The 12958-nt window shown below is 48.8% G+C and carries 13 protein-coding genes; 1 reads left to right on the top strand and 12 read right to left on the bottom strand.

What is annotated here, in order from left to right; all coding sequences use genetic code 11:
* Window positions 1–226 precede the first annotated feature (226 nt).
* The 9 genes from ACKFKF_RS24710 to ACKFKF_RS24670 form a co-directional block, all read right to left on the bottom strand.
* Window positions 227–802, bottom strand: a complete 576-nt coding sequence (locus tag ACKFKF_RS24710; protein WP_446870121.1) for a Uma2 family endonuclease — start codon at window positions 800–802, stop codon at window positions 227–229.
* Entirely contained in the window at window positions 799–2706 is a 1908-nt protein-coding gene (gene mnmG, locus ACKFKF_RS24705; RefSeq protein WP_446870120.1) for a tRNA uridine-5-carboxymethylaminomethyl(34) synthesis enzyme MnmG, read from the bottom strand. Before mnmG ends, ACKFKF_RS24710 begins: the two co-directional genes overlap by 4 nt.
* A 69-nt stretch (window positions 2707–2775) precedes the next feature.
* Complete coding sequence (locus tag ACKFKF_RS24700) at window positions 2776–3018, bottom strand: hypothetical protein (protein ID WP_446870119.1); 243 nt, start codon at window positions 3016–3018, stop codon at window positions 2776–2778.
* A 27-nt stretch (window positions 3019–3045) separates the two neighbouring features.
* Window positions 3046–3891 carry a hypothetical protein gene (locus ACKFKF_RS24695; protein WP_446870118.1) on the bottom strand — a complete coding sequence of 282 codons (846 nt, stop codon included), beginning with the start codon at window positions 3889–3891 and terminating at the stop codon, window positions 3046–3048.
* A gap of 56 nt (window positions 3892–3947) precedes the next feature.
* Window positions 3948–4466 carry a transposase gene (locus ACKFKF_RS24690; RefSeq protein ID WP_446870117.1) on the bottom strand — a complete coding sequence of 173 codons (519 nt, stop codon included), beginning with the start codon at window positions 4464–4466 and terminating at the stop codon, window positions 3948–3950.
* Between the two features lie 20 nt (window positions 4467–4486).
* A complete protein-coding gene (locus ACKFKF_RS24685) occupies window positions 4487–4795 on the bottom strand; it encodes a transposase (RefSeq protein ID WP_446870116.1) in 309 nt (102 codons plus the stop codon).
* A 344-nt stretch (window positions 4796–5139) separates the two neighbouring features.
* Window positions 5140–6093, bottom strand: coding sequence for a restriction endonuclease (locus ACKFKF_RS24680; protein WP_446870115.1), 954 nt, complete (start codon window positions 6091–6093; stop codon window positions 5140–5142).
* Between the two features lie 514 nt (window positions 6094–6607).
* Window positions 6608–7603, bottom strand: coding sequence for a pentapeptide repeat-containing protein (locus tag ACKFKF_RS24675; protein WP_446870114.1), 996 nt, complete (start codon window positions 7601–7603; stop codon window positions 6608–6610).
* A gap of 109 nt (window positions 7604–7712) precedes the next feature.
* A complete protein-coding gene (locus ACKFKF_RS24670; RefSeq protein ID WP_446870113.1) occupies window positions 7713–8852 on the bottom strand; it encodes a hypothetical protein in 1140 nt (379 codons plus the stop codon).
* A gap of 280 nt (window positions 8853–9132) precedes the next feature.
* On the opposite strand from ACKFKF_RS24670, the gene ACKFKF_RS24665 reads away from it, so the two are divergent.
* A complete protein-coding gene (locus ACKFKF_RS24665; protein WP_446870112.1) occupies window positions 9133–9549 on the top strand; it encodes a hypothetical protein in 417 nt (138 codons plus the stop codon).
* A gap of 94 nt (window positions 9550–9643) precedes the next feature.
* On the opposite strand, the gene ACKFKF_RS24660 is transcribed toward ACKFKF_RS24665, so the two are convergent.
* The 3 genes from ACKFKF_RS24660 to ACKFKF_RS24650 all read right to left on the bottom strand — a co-directional run.
* Window positions 9644–10519, bottom strand: a complete 876-nt coding sequence (locus ACKFKF_RS24660) for a carbon dioxide-concentrating mechanism protein CcmK (protein ID WP_446870111.1) — start codon at window positions 10517–10519, stop codon at window positions 9644–9646.
* Window positions 10520–10694: 175 nt separating this feature from the next.
* On the bottom strand, window positions 10695–11309 hold the full coding sequence (locus ACKFKF_RS24655; RefSeq protein WP_446870110.1) for a hypothetical protein: 615 nt from the start codon (window positions 11307–11309) through the stop codon (window positions 10695–10697).
* 89 nt (window positions 11310–11398) lie between these two features.
* On the bottom strand, window positions 11399–12958 hold a 1560-nt coding region (locus ACKFKF_RS24650), incomplete at its 5' end, for a ribulose bisphosphate carboxylase small subunit (protein ID WP_446870109.1).

Raw genomic sequence — 12958 nt, 5'->3', positions numbered from 1 at the left:
GTTGAATGACTAACGGAAGCTTTAAAGTACGAAAAACTACAGCATTTAAGCTGATGCTTCCTTTCTTCGCCTGTTGGTGAGATCTTCCGGAGTAGATAGGTAAATCGGGATGAATTTGTGAAAATTTCTTCGATAACTGCCAGATATCGCGAAAATTGATTGTAGGGAACGTTTTACTGAGAGAGCCGCGATCGAGCGGGCGCTCAAATTGCTGTACCAGGTTGTTTTACCAGACCGTTTTGAGGTCGAGGCTAAATCCGATTAAGACTGTTTCACCTGAGAGCGTTGCTGGAGATTCTAGAATTTCGGGGTCTTGATCTGGGCGATAAATCTCCACTCGCTGAGACTTGGGATCGATCAGCCAGCCTAGTTTGACCCCGCCAGCCATGTACTCTTGCATCTTGGCTTGAGTTTCTTTCAAACTATCGGTTGGTGAAAGCAGTTCTAAAACAAAATCGGGCGCGATCGGTGGAAATTTTTCCTTTTGGTCAGGCGTGAGAGTATCCCAGCGATCGCGACGAATCCACGCGACATCAGGAGAACGACTTGCGCCATTTGGCAACCTGAAGCAGGTGGAAGAATCGAATACTTCACCGAGGTCAGTTTGCTCATTCCACACGACAAATCGGCTCGTTAATTTAGCGTTTCCTCTTCCGGTTTCTCCACCTGTCGGGGGCATAATCAGTAGTTCTCCTTTGGGATTGCGTTCAAATTTTATGTCTGGATTGGCGCGGCAAAGCTGATAAAACTGGTCGTCAGTTAGGCGAACGATCGGATCAAAGTTAATGGTGTAGGCAATCATACAATCACCTCTACGGCTTGACGGGCTTGCACTTCCAGGTAAATGAGTAACGCATTGACATCGGCTGGGTTGACTCCTCCGATGCGGGTAGCCTGCCCGATCGTTAAGGGTTGCACTTTTGCCAACTTCTCTCTCGCTTCTTTAGACAGCGTGGTAATCGTGGCGTAATCTAAATCTTGTGGTAGCTTGCGATGTTCTTGTCGCGCAATTTGATCAATCTGATGCTGTTGGCGTTGAATGTAGCCTGAATATTTGATGTCAATTTCTGCACCTTCTTTTTCAGATCGATCCAGTGCAGCGTTTCCTAATCCATGTCGTTCCAAATCGCTGTAGTGAAACCCAGATCGTCGTAAAAGATCGGCTAAAGTGATTGAACCTTTGATCGCTTGTTGAGTGTAAGATGCGATCGCTTTTCCAGCTTCACTCTGTTCCTTGACTCGTGTCTCATGCAATCGTTCTTTTTCGGCGATCGTATTCGCTTGCTTGCGCGTAAAGCGTTGCCAACGACGGTCGTCAATCAAGCCGATTTCTCGGCCTAGAGGAGTCAGTCGCTGATCGGCATTGTCAGAACGTAAAAGGAGACGGTATTCCGATCGCGAGGTCAACATGCGATACGGTTCGCGCAGATCTTTGGTACACAGATCGTCGATTAGCGTCCCGATGTAGCTTTGCTCACGGGGGAAAATGATCATTTCCTGGTCGCAACAAAACCGAGCAGCATTAATGCCCGCAACTAATCCCTGGGCGGCCGCTTCTTCATAGCCCGTGGTGCCGTTGATTTGTCCCGCGCAAAACAGTCCCTCAACTTTCTTCGTCATCAGCGTCGGGAAGCACTGCGTTGCGGGCAAATAATCGTATTCCACTGCGTAGGCTGGCCGGAGCATGGTGCAATTTTCGAGACCGGGGAGCGATCGCAGCATTTGTAGCTGAATCATTTCGGGCAGACCCGTCGAAAAGCCTTGGATGTAAAGCTCTGGCGTGTCGCGTCCTTCTGGTTCGATAAAAATTTGATGGCTTTCTTTGTCGGCAAAGCGCACAATCTTGTCTTCAATACTGGGACAGTAGCGCGGCCCTTTAGCATCGACCCAACCGCCATAAACGGGAGAAAGATGCAGATTTTCGCGAATAATTCGGTGAGTTTCAGTCGTTGTGCGCGTTAAGTGACAGGGCATTTGTTCGCGTTCGATCCAGGCATCGGGATCAAAGCTAAACCAGCGAACTTCAGAATCTCCGGGCTGCGGTTCTAACTGGGTGAAATCGACGGAGCGGCGATCGACTCGTGCTGGTGTACCCGTCTTCAAGCGTCCGGTTTCAAAGCCCAATCGATTCAAGGTGTCTGTCATGCCTACGGCGGCAAATTCTCCAGCGCGTCCGGCATCCATTGATTTATTGCCGACCCAAATTTTGCCACCGAGAAACGTTCCCGTTGTCAGCACCACCGCTTTGCACTGAAACGCGACCCCAAAGTAGGTTTGAACCCCGATAATTTCGTCATTTGCGCCCAAAACCAGATCTGTCGCCATCCCTTCTCGAATGGTCAAATTCTCTTGATTTTCGACAATGCCTTTCATCACAGTGGCATATTCGCGCTTGTCGGTTTGCGCCCGCAGTGCCCAGACGGCCGGCCCTCTCGATGCGTTGAGAATGCGTTTTTGCAGGTAGGTGCGATCGCTCACTTTACCCATTTCACCGCCCAGGGCATCGACTTCATGCACGAGTTGCGATTTTGCCGGCCCACCGACGGCCGGATTGCAGGGTTGCCAGGCGATTTTATCAAGGTTGAGGGTGAGTAATAGGGTGCGACAGCCCGATCGCGCCGTTGCCAGTGCTGCTTCACACCCAGAGTGTCCGGCTCCGACGACCACAACATCAAAGGCATCCAAAAATTCGACGGGCGTAGTCATGGGCTTGAACGTTAGAGAATCTCACTCAATCTTAACGGTTCTAATCCACGCCAGGATGAGTCGATCGCGTTACTCAATCAGGTTTTGCAGGGAGTCTAAATCTTGGCCCTGTAAAGTATTGCTTTCAACCTTGGTAAGCACTTCGTTAACTGAATGCACGGATGACTCGATCGTCTCACAGGTAATCTCCGAATACCGCCATAACTGATAACACCAGCCGCCTAACGTTCCGGTTGAGCGGCGGCAAGTATCCTTTTCATTGCACCAAAGTCTTCTGGCAGTCCGCTCCGACCAGGTTGTTAGGCAGTGCATCAGATAGTGAACGTTAGGTCAAACCCCCTACTTATATTTGGGTAACTGGTTTTTCCCTTTGTGAATACCGATGCTCAAGTCAGTTGGATGCTGTTCAAGGGCTATCAGTATATTCCGGTTGGAAACCAATCGACGGTCTTCAAGGGTTGCATACGATGGAAACCAACGGGTAAGCTGTGGATCAAATTCATATACGAGCGTCAATGGAGCGGCGTTACGAGATCTCATACTGCTAATGAGTTTAGCTGCTTGAGCAGCAGCGATTGGAAGAGAATCGTGAGCGTCGTAATGGCACTTAACATCCTTTCCTCGAATGAGAAACAATACCTCACAACCATCTTGGTAAGACTGAAGGCTAATAATTGGATTCTTGCGAGAGCCAAGCTCCTTCAACAAATTGCGTAACCACCGGCGGGTTCCAGCATATACATCTTTAGCAGATTCTTGTGCAATAGTCGTTACGAATGGGTTCCAGACAAAGAGGACGTAAGGAAGACTAATTCTTATTAGCTCATGTTGCCAGTCTTCAGCGTTATGCGACAATTCATGCTGAACAACTGGTAAAGGAGCATCGCGTAGAACATTTTTAAGCCATTCCGGGTCAACTTCTCGTGGATCAGTTGCAATATAAAGTTGCCAATTATTAGATAGTGCATCAAGCATTAATGGGGAGGAAACTTTTGGATTAGAATCAACTCCCAAATCGCCGAAACTGAATCTCAGTTCATCAGCATAAAATCCTAAGATGGCTACTATAAACTTTCTACCGCTTGGACTAAAAAAGAGTTTTGCAGCAATACTTCTTCCGCTAGGAGATCCAGGATCATGACCTAGATATAAAGGCCAACCTTCGTTATTGATCTGATCGATCATTGTCGAAGGATCTCCTCCCCCTATAGAATCCATTTGACATCTATTTTGATATGTACTTAGACCGCCAGACGCTTTACCATCAGACGAATGAAGCAAAGATTGAGCTTTGTTCTTGCATGTTCTAATGTCCACTCAAAGTTTTTGACCAAGTTCTTGCATCGCTCCACCCAACTATTCGACCGTTCAATGACCCATCGCACTGCCACAGGCACAAACCCTGACTTCCCTTGAGCCGCCTTCTGAGCCTTTGACGGTTTCTCTGACACCTCAAACTCAATCTTACTCATAATCTCTGGATAGACTTGCTCCAGTGCTTTCTGAAGCTTGTCAGGGTGATAGCCGTGGTCGAGCAAAATGGTCGTCTTGGGCAGGTCGGAAGGCTTGCGTCGGAAGTAGTCGATGTTCTGGGTCAGCATCTCAATGAGTCCTTGGTCATCGGTCACATTTGCTCTGGTGCAGTGGGTAAAAAACGGAAAGCCTAAGCTATCCACCGCCAGATGCCGTTTGATCCCATTCGTCGCTTTGTAGGAGCAGAATCCCTTAGAATCGACACTGGCATTACAAGTATTCTTCATCGCTTGCGAATCAATGATGATCAGGGTCGTCCATTGACTTTTTTTTTAACTTGAACCCGCACGTCTCCATGTAGCGCTTCCATGAGTTGATCAAAGACTCCCGCCTTGCGCCATTGTTTGTAGTGCCAGTAGACCGTCGAGTAGGGAGGAAAGTTGTTAGGTAAGTCAGACCAGTTACACCCGTTTTTGAGTTGGTAGAGGATGGCATCGATAATTTCGCGTTGACTCCACTCAGGGGGACGAGTCCGTTTCTTTTTGGGTAGAATCTGATTCAGACGCGGTTCCAAAACCTTCCATTCAGCATTGCTGAGACTACTAGAGTAAGACATGGTAACTGATTGAAATGACTGCTCTCAGCCTAGTTCAAGTGCATAAAAGATGTCAAATGGATTCTATAATCTCTCCATCAGAACATGGCTCATCTATCCATATAACTCCAGCTTGGAAACTACCAAAAACAGAGTCTCCAATGCGTCTGGACTTTTCACGAGCAACCCAACTACAAGCCTCTGGAGTTTCAGTAATCAAATCACTCATTGTAAATACGTTGTCTTACTTATAAAGGATTGAAAAGCCTAACGTTTCTGGTCAGCGGTTTCTAGCACCCTTGCTACACTATAGGCAGCTACCGTCAATCCGCTTCACCAAAGTTGTTAGGCTGTTTGAATTAACATCAACGGTAGGTTTTACTATTGAACAGGTCAGTCAGCCAAGCTCTCAGTCCCTTACCATCCATCAACTCAAGTCTATAAGGCATTAGAGGAGAAATGAATGGATCAGTAGCAATTTTTGGTGCAAAAGTAGAGGTGGTCATCAAGATACCCTTGGAAGCTTTTTGATCGCCAGAAAGAACACCTGCTAACGCACGGACATCATCGTGTTTAACTAGATTGCTCGGTGCATAAGCTTTTACAGAACCTAAGATCCTTACGCAACCAACTCCTTTACGAGTCGCAATGATACCTCTACCAAAATCACCCGATCTAGGAGTTAGAATGACTTCGTCATAGCCAGCCTGCTCAAAAGCACCAGCTATAACCTCCTCCCAACGATGAGGGGGAATCTTATATGCAAGGTTCCAATCTCGACTCAGCTCATCAACAATAGCTCTCCAAGGATGATAGAGAGCTGTGATCAAACGACCATCTGGAACAGAGTCAAAATAAGTGAGGATGGCTCCAAAAGATAAGTGAGGGTTCTGTGAAGATCTGACAAGACCTAACATAGCTGCTGAAAATAAAGCTTGAAAATCCTCATTAGTAGCAGATAGTTGGAAGTCGGTATGGGCAGAGTCTGATAACTCGAATATATAATCTTCTTCTGCCCCCATATACATCAACATATCGGGCAAGACAGAGTTATGAAGTAAATCAGTAAGCCTTTCTTGAGCATTCTCTGTAAACTCTTCTACTGCATCCTGTACAGCTTGAATTGGATCATCTTCCCAACATCCATATTCAAAACTCTCTGAAATTTCTGACGTAAACTCATCTGTTGAGACCATCTGATCCGCTAAAAACATGCGTAAATCTGGACGCAGGTCGGGAAATAGCTTGTCAGCAAGATGGGCTAACTCTTCTATAAATGCAGCAACATCGGGTTCTGGAAGTTCCTCGTTTTCATTCATTGGATAAATTACGATGCAGGATGAATGATATTCAAAAATGTAGTTCTAAGACCAGTAGTACTCAATATGGAGGATGCAGCCTAACTTTTTTAGAGGGAGATTGTCCGCAGATCATCCTAGATTAGATGGATCGGCGGACAATTTCTGCATATCACCCCAAATTGGGTGGGTCTACTGAAACTCTCCATATACTAAGCCGATCGTGGTGGATCGACAGGAATTCTCCGCATATCTTCAAATTTGTCCGAGTAAATCTACTGAGTAGTATAAATTACATTGTTTACTGATGTGACCTACTACTCACGGAACCGCGCCCAAAAAAGCTTTTATCGCGCTTTGCGCTCATCCCATTCAACTTAACTGAATGTCACGCAAGTTTTTGCAGACAATCTTTAATCTTCAATTTCAGATTGTAAGAAATTGGGTAAGAGTCGATATTTACAAAGAATTCGGGGAGCGTGAGAACTGCTTTCAAGCAACTCGAAGCGCGCCAGTACACTGCATCGAACTGAGGTTAATCTTGAACGCTGCCATCGGGTAAGGTGGCTCCTGTCAAAATCGCTCCACCCAGCAGGGCACTACTGATTTCAGCATTTGCCAGGTTTGCTCCCGTGAGATTCGCTGCTCGAAAATCGGCTCGACCTAGATAAGCGTGGATCAAAATCGCCTCGATCAGGTTGGCGTTGCGAAGATTGGCCCGACTCAGGTCAGCTCGATTTAAGCGTGATCGCCACAAATTCGCCCCTTGAAAATTCGCTTTGTGCAGTTTGGCATCATTCAAAGTGACATCGCTTAGGTCTGCTCCGCTCAAATCTGCTTCGCTGAAGTCCGATCGATTCAATCGACAATTCTGTAAATTCGCGTGTCTCAAAGTTGTTCCGGTTAAGTTAGCATCTGACAAAAACGCATCTTTGAGAATGGCTTGATTCAAATTCGCCTCACTTAAGTCAGCTTCTCTCAAACTAGCCTCACTGAGATTTGCGCCTGCTAGATTCGATCGGCTCAGGTCAGCCCCCGTCAAATTTGCTCCCCGCAGATCGGCTCCGCGCAAGTCTGCTCCCCGTAAATTGGAGCCTTTGTAGGTGCGTTTCTCTTCTCGCAAGTTGGCCCCGCGCAGGCAAGCCCCCCGCAAATCGGCTCCACTCAAATTGACGTTTCGCAAATCGGCATCACGCAAGTTGGCATCCAATAAGTTCGCCAATCCCAGATCCGCCCCCCGCAAATCGGCTCCGTAGAGAATAGCCCCGTGCAGGTCAGCATCCCGTAGATTGGCATTGTGAAGGGTGGACTGGCTGAGATTTACGCCGGATAGTTGGGTGTGTGAAAGGTTCGATCGTGTCAGGTTCGATCGGTTCAGAAACGCTAAAACTAGAATGGCACCGTGCAGATCAGCCTGAGCCAAATTCGCCCCAATCAAATCGGCTCCCATCAGATTCGCTCCGCTCAGGTTTTCACCGACAAACTCCATATCACCCGATTCATAGCGCTCTAACAATTCTTGAACGTTCATGATTTTCTTTGGTAAAGGGTGAGGAGGTAAAGGGTAAGGAGTGAGGAGTGAGGAGTGAGGAGTGAGGAGTGAGGGGTGAGGAGGGTGAGCAGTTCAGAGTTCTCCCTATTTAAGCCAGTTCGATTTGGGTAGACTGACTTGCTAGCAAAACTTGGGTTGCACTAGCCTGTGTGGGGTCTGTAATGTTGTCGTTCATGGCTTGCTGGACTTGCTGCTGGAGCTTGGAGTAACTCGGCTTCAGGCATTTGAGCAAAACGTGCGCCACGTCTACAAATTCGTCGGGCTGGTTCAGATGTTGAGCCGTCTCCCGAAGTTTGGTTTGCAGGTCTGCGATCGACTCACACACTGTCGTCAAGCTTCTCAATAAACCTTCTAACGTGTAGAGTTTCAGGTTTGACCAGTCTTGAGGCGAAAAAGAAAACCGGTAATAGACGATCGAGAACAACAAAATTTTTGCCCTGAGCGGATTGGCATATTTGATGATCTCTAAGCGCAGATCAAACAGATCAATCAGGTCGGCAGGGACGGGCGCGATTATGGGGAGAGGATTTACCTTGAGCAAGTCGGGGGCGGTCACTTGATCCGAAGGAGGCAACAGATCGGTTGGCAGGTTGGATTGTATTTGGTAGAGCGATCGCATCTCCAGAAGAATCGTTTCTGCAATCAGAGCATATTCCACAGGTTTGTTGAGCGTTTTGACGACGGCGGCGAGTCCTGTACTTAGCTCCTCCAGGGTTGGATAGCGTTTCCAAAGTTCGTCGATCAGATCTTGTAGTTGAGCATGATGAATCTTGAGCGGATCAGTTTCCCAATAGTTACGGGCGGTACTGAGCATGAGCTTTTTGATCCGACTGAGATCGAGATTTTGTTGTAGCCGGGAGGCGATCTCTTGGATCTGAGGATGGCAAAGAGGAACGGCCGTTGTCACTTCTACAAACTCTGATTGAGCGTCATAGAGCGCTTCCATTGCTTGGCTGATCAGGTGAGCGATCGGAAAGTATTCGTCTCTTTTGTTGAGCGTCCCGACGAGCGTTTTGAGTCTGGCTTGTAGTTGCTCCAAGGTCGGGTGAAGCTGGCGCAACTCTGACACTAATTTCTCTAAGTTGATAACACTGAGGATATCGGGGTCAGTCTCCCACCAGCTTTTGCAGGCGTAAATGATCAGCTTTTTTACCCGGACTGCGCTGGCATCCTGTTCTAGCTGATCAGCGATTTTTTGGGAGCGTTGCAGGACACATTCATCTGCCATTCGTAAAACGCGCAGTAGGTTGGCATGACTAGAGTGCCCGACTAGAAAGGACTTCTCACGAAGGAGGAAAAGTCTTTTGAAGAAATCTTCTGAACCCAAGCCTGTTTCTCAAAGATGAAAAAGGTATCTCCTCTTAAGACAGACGCGAGTGGGAGGCGCGATCGCTAAGTTAGAAATACGGGACTATTTAGAGGGTGAGCGTACTTTCCACGCCCTGGTCGTATCCAATCCACAGCATTCACTCGTCCATTTAATTTCTTCAAAACGAGAGGCTTTTAGAATGAACTGGGATCTCTATCTACAACAATTTCAAGAGTTTGTCTTTTCAAAATCAGAACATCCCCCCTATGTTTTGCTATCGGTGGGCCTCTTGATTGGGGCAACGTCAGGACTGGCCTTTGTCGCCACGCTCAGGCTGGAGATTAACGCCTGGTATAAGAACCATTCCGCGCAAAAGCTGGCTCGATGGGAGCGGCTCAAACTGGCGATTCCCTTTACGGGTACGATCGCTGGACTGTGGATTTTTTTAGGGGCAGGTTTGCAAGCGCTTGGCTTGTCTCCTCTGTTGGCGTGGCTGCTTGCTCTAGGGCTGGCTGGATTTGTCGGTCAGTTTACCTGGTCGCAGCTTGGTAGACGTATTGGCAAAGGAGCCGTTCAGTTTTACCTGGATCAAGCCTTTAAGTTTGACAATGGCTAGAACGATGCTCAGAGTACGGAAAAGTGCTGAATTGCAGGGTCTGTTCCTTGTTATTCAGCGCTTGTTTATAGCGCGAGTGCGTTGCGGTGTACCGCTATTCGTCATCATCCAGTTCTTGTTTTGGGGGTGGGTCGATCGCTGGGTCGGGTGTTGGAAGTGGCTCTACGATCGGTGCCTGGGTTGTGAAGTCTAACAACTCTTCAACTTGCATCTGTCGGGATTCGGGAAGCTGGAGCGGAGTTTGTACAGGTTCTGCGAGTTGACGCTGTTCTTGCTGAAGTTCTGGCAGGGCGACGAGTTCTTTTTCGACTTCTTTGATATTGATCGGCAATCGAAGCGGCTGCATTTCCTCGATCCAGCAGCTTGCCAATGGGAGTGTCGCATCCAAATCTTCTAGCGCACGGGGAATCACCATCACAGAATGCAGTTCACCAATTCGCTCGGCTTCTTGCATTCCGACATCGATCGCCATGGCCACGTTTGCGATCGTCCCTCGAATAATCGCGGTGCAGAGTCCCGACCCGATCGTTTCATAAGCGGTCAGCGTCACGTCTGCGGATTTGAGCATCGCATCGGCTGCCCCCACCATAGCCGGAAATCCACGGGTTTCGAGTAAGCCGACCGCTTGATTGCGAAAAGGATTACCATGTTTGCCCTTGGCTAGTTCTGCAAGTTTGGTGCCGATCGGTAGCACTGCTTCCAAATTTGCCAACGGACGGGGAACCACGAGGGTAGAAACTTTTTGCCCAAACTGCGCCGCTAAGTCAATGCCTTCCTGAACTGCCAGCCGCACATCCGAAATACCACCCCGCACTACAGCAGTACAAAAGCCTCCGCCCGTTTTTTCGTAACCCACCAGCGTCACATCAGAGGACTTGAGCATCATATCGGCAATGCCCACGATCGCCGGAAAGCTTTCGGTAGAAACCAGACCTAATGCAGTATCAGTAAATCTGTCTAAACGATTCATCAGCGAAGGAACGACAGGGCAATTCTTACCTTCAATCTTAACTGGTTTGTTAAGGTCTTCAGGATTTGTAGAAGTGGAATAATCCGTTCGGAAGAGCTATGTTTTGAGCGTACTTGAAACGAAAGAACGATCCCCGCGGTTGCTTCGTCGTTCCCCGAAGGGGTAATCGCCCTTCTCAACTCCCATTCAAATGTCCATTCTCAGGAGGATTATTTAGATTTCGCTGATTGGGAAAGAGCCTGACTAAAAGATTGTTGACGTAGGTTTGACCATAAACATTCACTTCTGCGACTTTCTCAGCGTCGGGCGGCTTCTCTTCAGACGGCTTCTCTTCAACCGCAGGCTCATCTGTCCAGGGATCGACCGTCACAGTCGGTTGGATGGGCAGTTCAGAAATCGGTTGTGTGTCTGTGACTTGAAGTTCAGTGTGAGGACGGCTACGATCGCCCAGCAGCGACCCCGACGGCACCAGACCGCCCGCTTCCACAGAACTATCAAGCAGCGTCGAGGCAGATCCAATACAGGCACGCGCCCCAATTGTCATTGCGCCCACCAGCAGCGCCCCCGCCCCAATGTTGGCACCTTCCTGAATCTCGATCGTTCCCCCATGCGCGTGAATCACAGAGCCAAGCCCAATACAAACCCCAGTACCAATCACAACGCGGCTACCAGGGTCAGCTTGAATCAAAACGCCCGACCCGATCGCACTTCCTGCTTGAATCGTGACATCCCCACTCACAAAATAATGAGCAGTGTCGATCGAGCGTAATTGCAGCGACAAAAAATCCATCGTTCAAGAATTCTTGAGTCCCAAATCTTGAGTTCTGAATTCTGAATGGATTGCTCACGCAAAACCCAAAACTCAAAATTCACAACTATTTACTTTCCAGCCTTTTGAATCACAAGCTCAACGACGCGGCGTTTTGCCTTGGGATCGGTGCCAATCAGACGGACGTATTGACCTGCATATTCAGACAGTGCGGATTCGAGCGCGGCGATCGCCTGGGATTCAGAACCCGCTTGAATCGAAGCACCCGTTTGCCAAGCACCGCCTTTATAGCGACGCACATCCGCATACTCCAAACCGATTCGAGCGCCTTGACGCACCAGTTGACGCACCTGATCCACCGCTTCACCACTCAGCTTTTGACTACCCGAAGTTGGAGTCGAGTAGTTATTTTTAGCGGCAGGCGGAGCATACATCGGCGGATCGAGAACCAATGAAGTTTCGGGCGTTTTGCCGGGACGATGAATCACAGTTTCTAACACTCGCTTTTTGGCTTGGGTATCAACTCCAACCAGACGGACATAGTGGCTGCTGTGTTCTGCAATGAAGGATTCTAAAGCGGCGATCGCTTCGCCTTCAGACCGAGCCTGGAGCAATGGCGCACTGTTCCAGGAATTAATCTTGAATCGGCGCTCATCAGCAAACTCTAGCCCGATCGCGGCTCCCTGTCCCAGCAGTTGACGAATCTGATCCGCCACGCCGCCACCTGCGCTGACCGAAACGTTGCCGCGAGAAGCGGTTGCCCCATTTCCATTCGTCGCAGACTTGTGGCCGTGAGCAACAGGCTTGCCATCGGGACGCTGGACGATCGTTTCCAAGAGCCGCTTTTTGGCCTTCGGATCAATGCCAATCAAGCGCACATATTCACCGCGATGTTCCGCCATGGCCGCTTCTAGGGCCGCAATCACACTCGATTCATTAGTGGCTTGAATGGGGGCCGCACTCTTCCAGGAGCTTGTCTGAAACTGACGCTTATCGGCGTGTTCGATCCCAATCCGTCCACCTTTACTAAGAACCTGACGGACTTGAGCCACGATCGACCCATCCAGAGACCCAGACGCAGCATGACCATTCCCGTTACTGTAGGACGAAGCGTTGTAGGAAGCAGATCCATTCGACGCAAGTTGGGCAGCTTGTTCGCCCGGTCGCTGAATAATTGTTTCTAGGACGCGCTTTTTGGCTTTGGAGTCAATGCCGATCAGCCGCACATATTCACCGCTATGCTCCACCAGGCAAGCATTAAGCGCATTGATTACATCGGATTCGCGCGTCGATTGAATGGGCGCACAGGTTTTCCAAGAACTGGTTTGAAATTGGCGCTTATCAGCGTGTTCGGTGCCAATTTTGTAGCCTTGAGACAGCAGTTGACGGACGTGTTCGACGATGCTGCCATTGCCCGAACCGTTGGCACGACTGGCAGTTGAAGGAGATTGATTCATAGTAGGACTCGCCATTTCGTTTCTGATTGGGGCAATACAAGCGATATTGTCGGCACAGCGATAACCCGATCGCAGCGCATCATTGATATGAATAATGTGAGACGCAAACTTGACATCTGACTCTTGGACATTGGGCAAGCGATCGGCCTGTTGCTGACTGGTAATCACCGCGCCAGAAGGCACATACTTTCCAGGCGGAATCTCCACATCCTG

Source organism: Phormidesmis sp. 146-12, from assembly GCF_052939495.1.
The sequence above is the reverse complement of the archived record's forward strand: the minus strand, read 5'-3'. Positions and strand labels throughout refer to the sequence as shown.